This window comes from Vibrio sp. 99K-1, assembly GCF_013114585.1.
GTDB classification, from domain to species: Bacteria; Pseudomonadota; Gammaproteobacteria; order Enterobacterales; family Vibrionaceae; genus Vibrio; species Vibrio chagasii_B.
Genome location: NZ_VTXF01000027.1, coordinates 94399 through 109961 on the forward strand (window position 1 = coordinate 94399; position 15563 = coordinate 109961).

The 15563-nt window shown below is 45.9% G+C and carries 14 protein-coding genes; all 14 read right to left on the reverse strand.

Annotated elements, in window-relative coordinates:
- Positions 1 to 168: 168 nt before the first annotated feature.
- The 14 genes from fliJ to F0228_RS19830 all read right to left on the reverse strand — a co-directional run bounded on the left by fliJ (position 169) and on the right by F0228_RS19830 (position 14910).
- A complete protein-coding gene (gene fliJ, locus F0228_RS19765; RefSeq protein WP_008218280.1) occupies positions 169 to 606 on the reverse strand; it encodes a flagellar export protein FliJ in 438 nt (145 codons plus the stop codon).
- 19 nt (positions 607 to 625) lie between these two features.
- Positions 626 to 1945 (reverse strand): flagellar protein export ATPase FliI, encoded by a 1320-nt coding sequence (fliI, locus tag F0228_RS19770; RefSeq protein ID WP_061033695.1) that lies wholly within the window; start codon positions 1943 to 1945, stop codon positions 626 to 628.
- The gene (gene fliH, locus F0228_RS19775; protein ID WP_061033696.1) at positions 1945 to 2745 is read right to left on the reverse strand and encodes a flagellar assembly protein FliH; all 801 of its coding nucleotides are present in this window, start codon (positions 2743 to 2745) and stop codon (positions 1945 to 1947) included. The genes fliI and fliH overlap by 1 nt, the downstream gene beginning before the upstream one ends.
- Before the next feature lie 124 nt (positions 2746 to 2869).
- The gene (gene fliG / locus F0228_RS19780) at positions 2870 to 3931 is read right to left on the reverse strand and encodes a flagellar motor switch protein FliG (RefSeq protein WP_008218275.1); all 1062 of its coding nucleotides are present in this window, start codon (positions 3929 to 3931) and stop codon (positions 2870 to 2872) included.
- The gene (gene fliF, locus F0228_RS19785; protein WP_061033697.1) at positions 3924 to 5666 is read right to left on the reverse strand and encodes a flagellar basal-body MS-ring/collar protein FliF; all 1743 of its coding nucleotides are present in this window, start codon (positions 5664 to 5666) and stop codon (positions 3924 to 3926) included. Before fliF ends, fliG begins: the two co-directional genes overlap by 8 nt.
- Positions 5667 to 5682: 16 nt before the next feature.
- Positions 5683 to 5994: a flagellar hook-basal body complex protein FliE gene (gene fliE / locus F0228_RS19790; RefSeq protein WP_008218270.1), complete on the reverse strand. Its 312-nt coding sequence runs from the start codon at positions 5992 to 5994 to the stop codon at positions 5683 to 5685.
- 133 nt (positions 5995 to 6127) lie between these two features.
- Positions 6128 to 7537: a sigma-54 dependent transcriptional regulator gene (locus tag F0228_RS19795; RefSeq protein WP_105059164.1), complete on the reverse strand. Its 1410-nt coding sequence runs from the start codon at positions 7535 to 7537 to the stop codon at positions 6128 to 6130.
- A 33-nt stretch (positions 7538 to 7570) separates the two neighbouring features.
- A complete protein-coding gene (locus F0228_RS19800) occupies positions 7571 to 8611 on the reverse strand; it encodes an ATP-binding protein (protein ID WP_004739832.1) in 1041 nt (346 codons plus the stop codon).
- Between the two features lie 184 nt (positions 8612 to 8795).
- Entirely contained in the window at positions 8796 to 10262 is a 1467-nt protein-coding gene (locus F0228_RS19805) for a sigma-54 dependent transcriptional regulator (protein ID WP_008218264.1), read from the reverse strand.
- A 229-nt stretch (positions 10263 to 10491) separates the two neighbouring features.
- Positions 10492 to 10902: a flagellar export chaperone FliS gene (gene fliS, locus F0228_RS19810; protein ID WP_008218262.1), complete on the reverse strand. Its 411-nt coding sequence runs from the start codon at positions 10900 to 10902 to the stop codon at positions 10492 to 10494.
- Positions 10903 to 10914: 12 nt separating this feature from the next.
- Positions 10915 to 11220, reverse strand: a complete 306-nt coding sequence (locus tag F0228_RS19815; RefSeq protein WP_004739828.1) for a flagellar protein FliT — start codon at positions 11218 to 11220, stop codon at positions 10915 to 10917.
- Between the two features lie 3 nt (positions 11221 to 11223).
- On the reverse strand, positions 11224 to 13251 hold the full coding sequence (gene fliD, locus F0228_RS19820) for a flagellar filament capping protein FliD (RefSeq protein WP_061033701.1): 2028 nt from the start codon (positions 13249 to 13251) through the stop codon (positions 11224 to 11226).
- 22 nt (positions 13252 to 13273) lie between these two features.
- The gene (gene flaG, locus F0228_RS19825; RefSeq protein ID WP_008218257.1) at positions 13274 to 13699 is read right to left on the reverse strand and encodes a flagellar protein FlaG; all 426 of its coding nucleotides are present in this window, start codon (positions 13697 to 13699) and stop codon (positions 13274 to 13276) included.
- A gap of 80 nt (positions 13700 to 13779) precedes the next feature.
- Positions 13780 to 14910, reverse strand: coding sequence for a flagellin (locus F0228_RS19830; protein WP_061033702.1), 1131 nt, complete (start codon positions 14908 to 14910; stop codon positions 13780 to 13782).
- Positions 14911 to 15563: the final 653 nt, after the last annotated feature.

Consider the following 15563-nt stretch of genomic DNA (forward strand, 5'->3'; position numbering starts at 1 on the left):
TATCTACTAGCTTTGTCACCATAAACAGGTAACAAAAAGAAAGTCGGATGCTTTTCATACCTTTGGCAGGCACAAGGCGCAATTTTATATAAAACAGAGCAAGAAACATGCCTAGAAATCTCGGCTAATCACCATATGAACAGCGCCAATAGGATTCGTGGCTCAGGATCACATCTTCTTTCGGCTATAGAGCAAAGTCGAAAACTCATCCATCTGCTTTTGTTCTCTTTGATCCTGCAATTTGGCTTTTTCTTTCTGCTTCTTCTCCATCAACCACTCATAGGATTTACGTTTCTTACGCAGTTCCATCCAGTAGTTCTGACAGTTATCGACCTGATTTTTAAAGTGATGCTCCGCTTCTCGCTGTTTAGAAAGCGTTTCATCCAATTGAGTTAAAAAGCGATTCAAATGCCCATATTGGCTGGCCGTTAATCCAGCCTTGCCTCTATCGACAAGTTGCTGGCAATAATCCAGTCGATACTTTTCAATCTGTGCGACCTGTTCGTAATAACCTTGCAGCTCCGCATTAGCTTTGTTGAGCGCTAATACTGCTTGGTTTTCTTGGTCTTTTGCTTGGTCGAGAAGAAACTCTAATGCGTTATCCATGACTAACCTTAATCACCCGTTAGCCACCCAACACATGCTTCAACATGTTGACGCACATATCGTAAGGAACCGTTTCTTTCATCTTCTGCTGTAAGTACTCATCCAACTTCGGCTTCAAGGTGAAGGCGCTATCAATCGCAGGGTCGGTACCCGGCTTGTAAGCACCAATCGACACCAAGTCTTGGTTCTTACGGCAGATAGAAAGCACTTGTCTTACCGCTTTCGACATCAACACATGTTCTTCGGTGGTGATTTGAGGCATCACACGGCTGACGGACTTCTCAACGTCAATCGCAGGATAATGACCCGCATCGGCCATTTCACGTGACAATACAACGTGGCCATCGAGAATCGCTCGTGAGGCATCGGCGATTGGGTCTTGTAGATCATCACCTTCGGTTAGTACGGTAAAGAAAGCGGTGATTGAACCTTGCTCATCATTGCCGTTACCCGCACGCTCAACCAGTGCTGGCAACTTAGCAAATACCGATGGCGGATAACCTTTGGTTGCTGGCGGCTCGCCAACAGATAGTGCGATTTCACGCTGAGCCTGTGCAAAACGGGTCAGTGAGTCCATCAGGAGCAGAACATCTAAACCTTGGTCGCGGAAGTATTCAGCTACCGTTAACGCCGTTTGACAGCCTTTTAATCGCATTAATGGTGATGAATCGGCAGGCGCAGCAACCACAACCGATCGCTTACGGCCGTCCTCACCAAGAATCTCTTCAATAAATTCTTTTACTTCACGTCCACGCTCACCAATCAGGCCCACCACAACCACTTGCGCTGTGGTACCTCGAGTCATCATGCCTAGTGTTACGGATTTACCAACACCAGAACCTGCGAACAGACCGATACGTTGCCCTTTACCTACCGTCAGTAGGCCGTTAATCGCCTTTAAGCCAACATCAAGCGGCTCAGAGATCGGCTTACGAGCTAAAGGGTTAATCGGTTCGGCACTGAATGATGCGCGTTGCTCAGTATAGATAGGACCAAGCCCATCCAATGGGTTGCCCACACCGTCGATAACACGGCCAAGCAGTTCCATCCCAACAGGAATGCCGCTTTCAGAAGTCATAGGGGTGACACGAGCACCTGGTAAGATCCCTGTGATTTGTTCACTCGGCATCAGAAATAAGTTATCACCAGAGAAGCCAACGACTTCAGCTTCCATCTGACCAGACATGGTTTCAACTAAGCACAAGCTACCAATTGGGGCTTTACAGCCAGTTGCTTCAAGGGTTAGTCCGACTACCCGTACCAACTTACCAGAGGCAACGGGACGTGATTTTAGCCCTTCGACTTTGTATTGGCTGAGACGATTCGCTAACTCAAGCATTACGCATGACCTTGATGGCGGTTAGCACCACAGAAGCTCTGGATAACGTTCTTCACACGCTCTTCCATTCGATAATTCACACTCGATTCACCCGCTTCAATTTGTACATCGCCACGGTTGAGCGCAGGCTCTGAAACCAATGTCCAATTGCGGCAGTCCAGTTCCGTATCACCATACGCAGAGCGAATGATCGTGACGTCTTCCGGGTTAAGCTTCAAGGTAATAGCGTGACCAGAGATCGGCAGCGACTCTACTGACTCTTTCACGGTATCTAGGATGATTTGTGGATTGGTCTGAACTTCAACGTGCACCACTTCTTTAACCATGGTCAGCACCATGTCCACCAGCTGCTTTTCAACCTGAGCATTCATCAGCTCCAAAGGTTGAGCAAACTGGTTCGCGAGCCCCATGAAAATAGCCACTTGTTGTTGAATATATTCTTGACCTGCGGTGACACCTTCGAGCTTACCAGCTTCATTGCCTTCTGCGTGGCCTGCGGCAAAACCTTCTTCTTTGCCTTTTTCATAACCTTGCTTGAAGCCAGCTTCCTGACCTTGATGCAGACCTTCTTGGTAAGCGCCTTGCTTGATCAGCTCGATTTGCTCTTCGGTCAGAACAAGCTCTTCATCTTCAATAGCTTCTTCAACTGTCGGCATCCAACCTGGGTCGTAGTTAAACGCCGTTTCTTTAGCTTGTTTACTCACATCAGAGGTGTAGTCAGGCAGCCCCCATTTCTGAGGTTGGGCAACCGTATTATCTTCTTCAGGGCGAAGGAAGCCGCGTTTTCTATCACCTGACATATCAGTACCTATCTATGAGTGAGTCCAACTGTTTTAAATTCAAACAGCTAAACTGTAATTAATCTGTGGTTCGAGGTTGGACAAAGAAAAGCCCCAACGGTGTGGGGCTTTTGAGGTTTCTGTATTAAAGGAACTCGTCGGCGCCACCAGACAGCATAATCTCGCCACTGTCGGCCATCTTCCTCGCAATACCCAAAATTTCTTTCTGAGCCGCTTCTACGTCAGAGACTTTCACTGGCGGCATCGCCTCAATATCGTCTCTCATCATATCGGCAGCACGTTTAGACATGTTCTTGAAGATCTTCTCACGCAGGCCTTCATCAGCACCTTTAAGTGCTTTCTGTAGAACGTCTTGTGGTACGTCACGTAACAGTTTCTGAACGCCTTGGTCATCCACTTCAATAAGGTTTTCAAAGACAAACATAAGATCTTGAATCTGCGTTGCCATGTCTTCGTCTTGATCGCGGATTTGATCCATCAAGACACCTTCTACGTTGTTGTCCATGTAGTTCATGATCTCTGCCGCTGCTTTCAGGCCGCCAATTTTGGCCGCTTGCGCACCAGCTTGACCCGCGAACTGTTTCTCCATGATTTCGTTCAGCTCAGCAAGCGCCGAAGGTTGAACTTCTTCAAGGTTAGCAATACGCATCATCAAATCTAGACGTACACGCTCAGGGAACTGGGACAAAATCTCAGCAGACTGATCGGCTTCTAGGTAAGACAACACGATGGTTTGAATCTGCGGGTGCTCGTTGATGATGATACTTGCCACCTGACGAGGGTCCATCCACTTAAGAGAATCCAAGCCTTTTGAACCTGTTCCTAAAAGGATTTGGTCAACAAGGTTATTAGCCTTGTCTTCACCCAGAGCAGCCACCAGCGCATTACGCATGAAGTCTTCACTGCCCATACCGATGTTGGTGTACTTCTGAATATCATCCAAGAAAGCACGGTGCACTGCGCCTACCTTCTCTTGTGATAAATCCGTTGCACGCGCCATGGCACTACCCACACGTTGAACCTGCTTAGGTTCTAGGTGGCGAATAATACCCGCCGCATCTTCTTCGTTTAAACTCAACAACAAGATCGCTGCGCGCTCATCACCTGAAATAGAGGCGATATCCACACTCGCGACATCAAGCACTTCACCGCCTTCAGCTTGTTGTGGAACAATTTCGTTAGCCATCTGCCATCCAATTCTTAACTACTTGAGCTGCTAGCTCTGGTTCATTCGCTACAAGTGCACGTACTGCTTTCAGCACGTCTTCATCTTTATGAAGGTTTGGTAAGTCGATGCTTGAACCAAATTCAAACAGCTCGCCACCTTCAATATCACCACCAATTAGGCTGGTCTCCCCATCGGCACCAATTGGCATGCCATCAGGGCCGTACATCTGTTCATCGTTGTCTGCAGCTGGGTTAAGCAGTTTCTTCATTGCTGGGCGAACAAGGACTAATACCACAACAATAATAACCAATGCGCTCGCAAACCAACGTACCCAATCATTGAAGTTAGGGTGCTCCCAGATAGGCACATCAGGAACCACATCTGTGATTTGTGGTGCGAACTGCATGCTTAATACATTCAATAAGTCACCGCGGCTTTCATCAAAACCGACCGTACCAATCAGCACTTGGCGGATCGCGTTGATTTCACTGGCTGGAATTGGCGTGTGCACCACTTCACCGGTATCTGGGTTGATGGATTGACGATCTTTAATCGCGACCGATACCGTTTGACGGTTCACCGTGCCAGTCTGCTTACGCTCATGACTGATGGTGGTGTCTAATTCGAAGTTTCGAGTTGCTTCTTTATGAACCGAGCCCTGGCCTGTCATCGCGCCATCTTTCATCTGAGCGACATCCTGAGGGATAGACGCATCTGATGGAGGCTGGTTACTCAGCGCACCCGGAATACCCGCGACAGTGTTGCCGTTATTGTAATCTTCTAAGGTGTATTCGCTTCGCGTTGCCGGAGTGTTCGGATCAAAACGTTTTCTGGTTTGTTCTACTGCGCTGAAGTCGAGCTGAATATCAACCTGAGCCGTGTAGTTTCCAAATCCAAGAATAGGAATAAGGATAGAGTCAATTTTCTCACGCAGTGCTTGCTCTTGATTACGCTCTAGCTCGTGCTCTTTGCGGCGCGCCGCTGACATAGGGTCTTGAGAGCCGGAGCTCAGCAGTCGGCCATGTTGATCAGTCACGGTAATACGCGACGTTTTCATTCCCGGAACGGCACTCGCCACCATATCGACAACAGAGTCAACCTCTTGCTGCTTAAGGTTAGTACCCGTTTTGAGGGTTAGGAATACAGAGGCAGAGGCTTCTTGATTATGACGAACAAAAACACTTTGCTTCGGCAGCGCCAATAAAACCTGCGCTTTACGCACCTGCTTCATCTGCTCAATGGCTTTCGCAAGCTGTCTTTCGCGGCTTAATTTGAGGCGTTCTTGCTCTAAACGTTGTGATACACCAAAACCCATGTCTTGCATGAGGATGTCATCACCTGCGTTTCGCTCTTGGTTCAAACCAGCGCGAACCATATTAAGCTTCAGGGAGTTATATTCACTTGCTGGCACCGAGATGGTATTACCCTCAAGCGAGTACTCGATCTTTTGCTGATCTAAGTAATCCAGAACTGGGATCAACTCTTCGGTTTCATAAGCCCCTAATGGACGCATTTCTGGCTCTTTAACCCAGAAAAACAGCATCACAATAAGCGCGACACAGATTGAGATAGACAGCACTAAGACGACCTGACGAAGTAAATCGAGGTCACCTACGGCCATATCAAATTTAGATGAACTACGTTCACCTAGATCCGGGTTTTGCCCTTCTCCGTCCAGCTCAGCACCCGCAATGAGTGCGTGGTCGTTACCATCGCTCACGGTTAAATCTGTTGTTTGACTATTATCTGCCACTACTTAACTACCCAACTTATACCGGCATATTCATCAGCTCTTTGTACGACTCAACCAACTTATTTCTAATTTGGATTGTCGCTTCAAAGGCCACACTAGATTTATTACGAGCAATCATCACATCAGACAGCGACACACTTTGGTCACCGCTATCAAAACGAGTTTGAAGATCCCCTGAGGTCTTTTGCAATGAGTTCACATTGTTGATGGCTTGCGTCAGCATGTTGCCGAAGTCTGCACCAACCGCTTGCCCTGTCGCAGCAGGACGCGCGCTCGCAGCTTCAACCATCATTGCCTGCATTTCGCCTTGTAAACCATCTATTCTCATTTACTACCTCAAGGAGTCAAATTTATGACTATCTATTTTGCTGTATTATTGACAGAGCAATTAGCGTGCCATACCTAAAAACGACTAGATATCGTATTACACTAGTCAGAAAGCTGACACTACTAATCTGTGCTTAGTTTGGGATATCTATTCCAGCATCGCGCATTTTTGCTAACTTATAGCGCAATGTGCGAGGGCTAATACCGAGTTTCTCAGCCATATCTTTACGTCGGCCGTTACATGCGATCAAAGTTTCAAGGATGATCGCATACTCTTGATCTCTAAGCTCATTCCCCAGTCCTTCACTGCTTGAAGCGATTTTGTTGATTGGGTTTGCTTCCGCAATAGGCTTGATATCTGGTGTTGCCACATCGCTACCTTCCACAATCTGCTGTAGGCCACTAGCGTCTTGCCAATCCACCCCTTCAAGTAGGATATGCTCACCAGAAATTTTTTCTTCTTCGCTCAGAATCAACGCGCGCTGCACGACATTATCAAGTTCACGTACATTACCCGGCCACGGATAATTGACGAGTTTGCTGATCGCTTGAGGTGACATGACCGGAACTGGCATACCCAGTTTGGTACAGTGGCGCTCAACTAAGTGCTTCGCCAAAGGCTCAATATCACCTTTACGTTCACACAGTGGAGGCCAAGAAATTGGGAAAACATTCAAACGGTAGTACAAGTCTTCACGGAAATTACCCTCAGACACATACTGTTTTAGATCTCGGTTACTGGTCGCGAGTACACGAACATCAAGTTTAATGCTCTTACGGCTACCTAAACGCTCAACTTCACGCTCTTGCAGCACACGCAACAACTTAGCTTGCAGGCCAAGATCCATTTCACTGATCTCATCGAGTAAAATTGTACCGCCTTGAGCTTGTTCAAACTTACCTGGACACGCCTGAATAGCGCCAGTAAATGCACCTTTCTCATATCCAAATAGAGTCGCTTCCAACATATTGTCAGGAATTGCCGCACAATTAATCGCGACGAACGGACCATCTTTACGGTTTGAGGCGTTATGGATGTAACGCGACATCACCTCTTTACCAGAGCCGCTCGGGCCCAAAACCATGACATTGGCGTCCGTTTTTGCCACTTTATCGGCCAGCATCATTAGCTTGATGCTTTTTTCATCAGCAACGATGGCATCACCATTGTCGTCCGATTTTACGGGAGCATAACGGCTCACCATGTTTAGCAGTACTTCTGGCGCAAATGGCTTTGCCATATAGTCGATAGCGCCCTCTTTCATTGCAGCGACGGCGTCTTCGATGTTGGCATAAGCTGTCATCAACAATACAGGGAGATTTGGCCAGTGCTGCTTGATGTTTCTTAACAGCGCTAAGCCGCCCATGCCTGCCATCTGAACGTCAGAGACAACGATATCAACGGAGTTCGATTTTAGTTTGACCAGAGCATCTTCTGCGCAATCTGCTTCTAGCCATTCATAGCCAGCAAGCGCGAGTGTATCGACAAGGGCCTCGCGTAGACCTTCATCATCTTCGACGATTAACACTTTGCTTTGAGCCATAGGATTCTCCAGTGTAAATTCAGTTAAAACTTATTAGTCTTCAGTAGAAGCGCTTCTTTCTAGTGGCAAGCACATGGTAAAGCATGCGCCATCACCTTCTTCTGATATCAATTCCAGTCGACCTTCATGTGCTCGACATACCATTTGTACAACCGCCAAGCCTAAGCCTGTCCCTTGCGAGCGAGTGGTAAAGAATGGTTCCATGATTTTACCTTGAAGCTCTTTCGGTACGCCGGGACCACTGTCTTGTACTGATATCTTAAGCTCGCCGTTTACCGGCCTAAAAAATACATCTATCTGTGATTCTTTGCCGGCAATTTGAACCGCGTTCAAAACCAGATTACTTAAAGCAGAAGCAATCGCGTTGGCATTGCCGAACATTTGAGTCTGTTCGCCTTCCACTTCTTGGCAGTAATCAATTTGGTTCGATTTCAACGCTGCTTCGACCATTGGCTGAAATTCTGTGATCAATTCAGCCACAGTAAAAGGTTTCACCACCTTATTATCGCCGCCCTTAGCAAACAGCAGCATGTCATTAACTTGCTTCTCTAAGTCATGAAGTCTATCCATAAGCTTAGATTGAAAACGTGTCTTCGTTGCCGGTGGTAGATTCGGTGCGGCAAGGTTTGACGCATACAACATTGCACTAGAGAGCGGTGTACGAACCTGATGAGCAAGTGACGCCACCATTCTACCTAATGACGACAGACGCTGGAGATCACTAACTCGTGATTGCAGCAAACGCGTCTCGGTCAGATCGGTAATCAAAATCAGCTGACCCGTAGTCGAAGCAGAAATCGCCAAACGTACCTTTCGACCATTCTTTAATGAGATCTCATGACCATCATCGTCTTTGGGATCAAAAGCACTTTGGATAACAGAAAACCACTTCTCTCCAACCAACTCGACGCCAAGAATGCGGTGCGCTTCTGGGTTTGCTTCTCTTACTTCACCATGGGTATCTAACAAGATGACACCAGCAGGCATAACATCGAGCACTTGCTTGTAGCGCTCAACCTGTTGTTCAACAGAATCTAGGTGTGATTGATTTTCTGGTTCGTTAGATACGTGCATGTCAAAAATTTGCCTCAAATACTAAAACAGCCTGACACGCACAAAACGAGTCAGGCTATTTGCTATATTTATCACATAGTTAAGCAAGCAACAACTCGACTATGGTTTATCTTATCGCTTAGCTAAAGTGAACGATTAGCTAAAAATTTCGTGTGTGTTTTTCCGTTTTTCGAAAAGCAGAACACTAACGCTGCAGATTGTATTTACGCATTTTCTCAACCAGAGTGGTTCTGCGCATGCCTAACATGTCTGCCGCTCGAGCAACAATACCGCCTTGAGCTTCCAAGGCTTGATTGATCATATTCACTTCCATATCAGCGAGCAGCTCTTTCAGGTTCACACCTTCCGGTGGTAATTCCTGAGGTGCATTCGCATTATCAGTCATATCATCTTGCTGATCGAAGCTGAAATCTTCCGAGAACAGGTCAGCTAAAGCGTCACGCTCTTGCTCTTCCTCAGACACAAAGCTATTAAACTCTGGTTGGAATTCAGGGATGTCACTGTACCGATACTTAGTTGGCAGATGGTTTACGTCCACTAAGCTATTCGGATAGAGAATAACCATGCGCTCCACTAAGTTCGCCAATTCACGTACGTTACCTGGCCAATCGTGCTCCATCAAAGAGTTAATCGCGCGAGGCGTAAAGCAGATAGGCATGCTACCTTCCGCTTCCATTCTCGTCATAAGCTCTTGAAGTAGTAGAGGGATATCTTCTTTACGCTCTTGTAATGCCGGCATTTCAATCGGGAATACATTCAAGCGGTAATAAAGATCTTCACGGAATGAATCATCGTCGATCATATCTTCAAGGTTACGGTGTGTAGCCGCAATTACTCGAACATTCGCCTGGATAGTGCAATTGCCACCTACACGTTCAAAGCATCGCTCTTGTAGTACGCGTAGCAACTTAACCTGCATCGCCATTGGCATATCGCCAATTTCATCAAGAAATAGTGTGCCACCTTCAGCTAGCTCAAAACGCCCTTTACGTGCCGTAATTGCACCTGTGAATGCGCCCTTCTCATGACCGAAAAGTTCACTCTCCAGCAAATCTGGTGGGATTGCACCACAGTTCACTGGAACAAAAGGACCAGTGCGACGTTTTGAATGGTAATGAATGTTACGAGCAACCACCTCTTTACCGGTACCAGATTCACCGAGAATCAGTACGTTGGCTTCGGTAGAGGAAACTTGTTCAATCAAGTGACGAACTTCTTGAATGCCAGCACTTTGACCCACTAGACTGCGAAACAGTGTGTTCTTACGGGCTGAAGAGACAACCTGAACACCTTTGCGTCCTAAGAAATCTTTACAGTGTCTTAATGCATCACTTAATTGAGGATAGTTAAGAGGCAGCTCGAGTTCACCAACAAAATTGGTGAGCTCGTCAACCGGGTGGTTGTTTTTGCCAATCACAAGTAGAGGGATGTGATTCGCGTGAACAAGCTTATCATTCAGTAATGCGTTGAAGCCTTTACCTTTTATTGAGCCAATAATGCAACCAGCCCACTGTAGTGACCAGTCGACTTTGCGCGCTTGTTCAGAGCTGATTACTTCGCAGCTCTCTCCTACAAACTCTAATATTGTGCTTAAATTGTGACGATCTTGAGCGTTATCGTCGACCACAAGCAGTTTTGCCAAACCTTGCATAAGTAGGAATTATTGCCTTTATTTTGGTGCGATGCGGAAAAACGGTGAGCAACGTATTCCATAAAATTAAGAATTCTATCTATGATTATGGTTTACGAGGACAAATTTATGAAATCAGCAACGAAAAAAAGCCATTAGGCTATCTAATGGCTTCTATTTTATTTGATTAAAAAAATAAGGCAACCAACCAATTAGCGGATCTAAGGTTAGTTAAAACTGCAATTTTTCTTTAAATACCGACTTCAGCAGACGTCAAGTTGTGATATTCATTCGGAATTTGGTCCCAAGCGCTCTTAATTTCGCGGATAATATCGATAACATCATCAATAGGCTGTGGGTCATTTTTGTGATTTGCCGCAGAAATTTGCGTGATCATGAACTCATAAAGTTGATCTAGGTTTTTCGCAATATCACCACCATCGTCCATAGAAAGGCAGCTACGAAGGCTAATAATGATGTCTAGAGCCTTACCTAGCCGCTCACCTTTCACCGGGATATTGCCCGCTTGCATTGCCGCTTTACCTTGGATTAAACGCTCGATAGCGCCGGCCATTAGCATTTGCACAATCTTATGCGGTGAGGCAGCCGTTAGCTGACTATCCACTGATACCTTTTTATATGCCTGTAAAGAACCGCGCATAGTAAACCTCTTCTATAAAAACTTTTTGTATTGTTGAACTGACTTGGCACCATGTCGGTACTTGTGCAGGGTTTTCCCTACCCGTCCAGTTTCAGACTGCATCAATTCGACTAATTTTCTTGTTCTCGAAATGGCTTCAAACCACTCCGAACTTTGCTTAACGTCAGGGTGTGAATCGATGAATTGAAGCACGTTTTGCAATAACTGTTCTCTGTTATCGACAAGCGTCGCTATTTCTTCAGCATTAATTTCACTAAATTCGAGCTTAGAGATAATTAATTGATCTAGTTCACAAAGCTCTTGAAGCTGACTGGTCATCTATTAACCCAACGCATTCATCATGCTACCAAGCTGAGACTGCATCTTACTGGTTGCATCTTGCATGGCGGTGAACTTAGAGTGAGTACGACTCTCAAGACTGTCCATACGGCGATCTAAGGCGTTTTGGTCGTCTGCTAAGCGGTAGTTTTGCTCAACCAGACTCTTTTCTCGAGTACGAATTGAACCAGTAATACCAGTGATACCCTGAATCGCATCTTCGACTTTTTTAGCAAAGCCATTGTTGCCGCCAAAAAACTCGCCCAGCTTATCAAAGTTATTGTTTAGCTGTCGGTCGAGCATGTCGTAGTTGATCTCTAACGAGCCTTGCCTAGTGGTCGTGATACCAAACTCTGTTAAAGACTTAAGGTTCTCTGGCGCCCCTTCGATGCTTGAAGAGAATACCCCTTTCAATCGTGAGTCTGCGTTACGGACCGTGCTGTCACCAGAAAGTGGGCCTTTTTGTCCAGTCGCAGGATCGACACCCGCCAAGTTTTTAGACACTTGGTAAAACTGGTTGTAAGAATTCACAAAGGCTTCGATGTCTTGACGAACACTATTTCGGTCGTACTCAACTCCAATTTCTGCTGGCGGCTTATCTTTTGGCGTCTTTCCTTTCACCGTAATATCAATGCCTTCAACGGCATCTTCAATCACATTGTTATTACTAGAGAGCTGAGCGACACCATCCAGTACCACCATTGAATCTTGACCAGCTTGGACTTCGGTCATGCCGCTGTAACTATCAAAAGATTGTTGAGCAAGCGCCAAATCAGCTTGCGCCTTGTCGACTTTCTCTAAGCGCTCTCGCTCTTCAGGCTCTAATTTGGCACGCTCGATATTTTTTGCTTGCTCTGCGGTCAATTCACCGTTTTCTACTTTCTTGGCCAGATCCGCTTTTTCTTGAGCGATCTTCTCTTCGATACGTGCTTGCTCTGCCTCTAGCTTTTGCTGGGCTTCTTTCGGTGTCACATATGAATCAGTCAAGGTACCTGAGGCCGTGTTTGACCAACCAGGAACATCAGGCGCCTTCTCGATCGCTTTTTCGTCAAGCTCAAGTTCTGGTGTGTAATAAGAATCTAACAGCGTGCCAGAAGCCGTTTCCGTCCAACCTGGGATATTGTCTTCAGGCATGACAGATTTTGCCGCCTGAGCTGCATCTAGGGCAGCTTGGCCATCTGCAGCGGCTTGTTCACCGAAGCTAAGGCTTTGAGAGCCATCTTCTGCAGGAGACGTTGAGTCCGCTTGAGAACCTGGAATGATATTGCCGTCTTCGTCGACAGCTTCATCGGCTTTCGGGACATCGTCAGAGATAGCCTCATCGATAAGATCAACGGCTTTTCCAGCAGGTGTAAGACCAAGTACGTCTTGAGCGGCAATACGAGCTTTCTCTAGCGCTTCGACACGTTCTTCAAGGGTTTTGTATTCGAGTTTTTTTAGAGGATTTGACGCATCAGAGTCGACACTGATACTAATTTGTTGATCGGCACCAGATTGGTTGGAGGCGACAATAAGTCGTGGGCCTTCGACATCATTGATAATAGACGCGCGAACGCCTGGGTTTCTATCTGCACCGTTGATGCTGCGAACAACATCGATTAGCTTTGATCTATCGCCAACTTGCACATCAAAGCTATCATCACCAAGCGAAACCTGCAGCTTACCTGGGCCAAATTTCATGTCATCAGATAGAACATCAGACGCTACTTTATGACTCTGGGCAAGCTGCAACACATCGATGGCATATTTGCCAGCGATCGCTTCAGTAGTCGCGGTTGCAGAAACAAGCGCTTCATCAGTACTTTCCACTGTACGTACAGCGAAAGCTTTTTCCTGACGAAAGTTTGTCATCAGGTTTTTCATCGAATCGAGAGATTCTCTGAGTCTTCCATAGGCACTAATGCTGGTATCGATTCGCGCTCTTTCATTGTCGATTCGTTGCTGTTTAGGTACACGCTCCGAATCCACAATTTTGCTGACCATGGAATTGATATCCATGCCAGACGAAATCCCCATTGGGCCAAAACTCATTAAACCACCTCAATAATACGACTTAGACCTTCACCTCAAATATTCTACTATTCGAGTTTTGGGCTGCTAGGCGTCTTAGAATTTCAAGCATTTCTTCATCGGGTATCTGACGAATAATATCGCCGGTTGTGGTTTCATAAATAGTCACCACATCCCTTCCCGATTCTTCATCGACCTTAAAGGCAACCCCCTTGTTAAGAGAGGAGATAAACTCGTTTACCTTCTCCACCATCTTGACTCGCTCTTCATCATTTAGCTCTTTTCTCTCTTGAGCTAATTGAATCGCTGCTTCGGTAGCTTCTTCTTTCGATTTCTCTACCTTGCCATAAGAGGTTGCTTCTTTCAGCCGTGAAATGCTCGACGCACTACTACCTTCATCGCTTGCAATTTTAATGCCATTAGGTGAGCCATAAGGCTGGATGTTCGATGCGTTAGATGGTATTTCCATAACACTCTCCCTCCATCCTTCATGAGCCAACGGTAAAACTCCACGTAAAGCGGAGTTTACCGCTACTTACCGAGGTAAGTTTAGCCCAATAAGCTTAAAGCTGCTGATGGTGATTGTTTTGCTTGAGCTAGGATAGAAGTACTCGCCTGTTGTAGGATTTGAGACTTCGTCATTGCTGTTGTTTCTTTCGCGTAATCGGTATCTTTGATACGGCTCTTAGACGCATTAACGTTTTCGTTGATGTTTTCTAAGTTGCTGATTGCGTGGTCAAAACGGTTTTGGAAAGCACCAAGAGATGCGCGTTGGCTATCTACAGATTTTAGAGCGCCATCGATAATAGATACCGCTTCGTTTGCACCCGCAACTGATGTTACGTCGATGTCATTTACGGTTACATCTTTGCCTGCGCCAATACCTAGCTCACTTGCAAGGCTGCCACCAAACTCAACATCACCTTCAACTTTTTGGCTAGAAGCGAAAAGTTGTAGTTTACCGCCTTCACCTACCGACGCTTTAACGTCTTGGCTTTGACCGTTGATGTAAGTTGCTAGCTCTTCGATATCGTTGCCTTCTTTAGCAGAGATAGATAACTCTTGAGCTTCACCGAACTTATCGTTGTATTTGATAGTCAGGTCAGCGCCAGCGCCTACACGCCAAGATGCATCTTTACCTTCAGTAACACCGTAGCTCTTACCACCCATGTCTTGAGTGTCAGTACGCATGTTGCTCATAGAAAGCATTACCGCTTCACCTGAGTCAGCACCGATTTGGAAAGATTGGCTACCGTAAGTACCGTTAAGAAGCTTGTTACCACCAAAAGAGGTTGTTTCAGCGATACGGTTAAGTTCTGTGTTTAGAGCAGATACTTCTTCTTGGATAGCAACACGCTCAGACTTGCTGTTTGAACCGTTTGCAGATTGAAGAGAAAGGTCACGCATACGTTGCAGAATGTTGGTTGACTCATTCATCGCACCTTCAGCTGTTTGTGCAATAGAGATACCGTCATTCGCGTTTTTCACAGCCATATCTAGGCCACGGCTTTGCGACGTTAAGCGGTTAGAGATTTGTAAGCCTGCAGCATCATCTTTTGCGCTATTGATTTTATAGCCAGAAGACAAACGCTCCATTGATTTTTGAGTACCTTCAGCCGCGTTATTTAGGTAACGCTGAGCCGTCATTGCAGACACGTTAGTGCTTACATTAATCGCCATAGTTGATCTCCTTTAGGCATTTTTTAATGCACCCATGTGACTCTCACCTCACACAAATACATATCAATTTGTTTACGCACCACTGTCTCTCTCACCTTACATTGGTACATATCATTTCTCTCAATCCCTTTAACGGCCCCTTAATTAGAAGCTTTAATAAAAAATGTGTTTTTTTTCGCATTATTTTCAATAACAAAGAAAAGTGTGATCGCCATTCAATTAATCGACCGATATGCGCTAAAGTTTCCCGTTTGCTTAGATTAATAAGCATGGGGTTGAATAAAAAAGACAACTAAGATCCCTGATATCTCGTTCTACTCGATTCTGGGATGACGGAATGATGCTGAAGATTGATAGACTAACCCGTCATTCCCTACAGGGAGGGACGACCGTGATAGGGAATCTCGCTTGTCATCCACACCTTACTTAGCAATTCCCCTACACATTTTTGCGATTCGTAGAAAAGCAAAAACCCAGCCGAAGCTGGGTTTGTTTAGCGCTCATCTCTCACCACGAGCTAATTTGTGGAGGCCTTACGTTAACACTTTATCTCAACAACACTTATAGTCAACGTGGCTTTTTAATCGATTAACCTAGTAGGCTAAGTGCCGAGTTCGGCGCTTGCTTCGCTTGAGCAAGAATCGAGCTTGAAG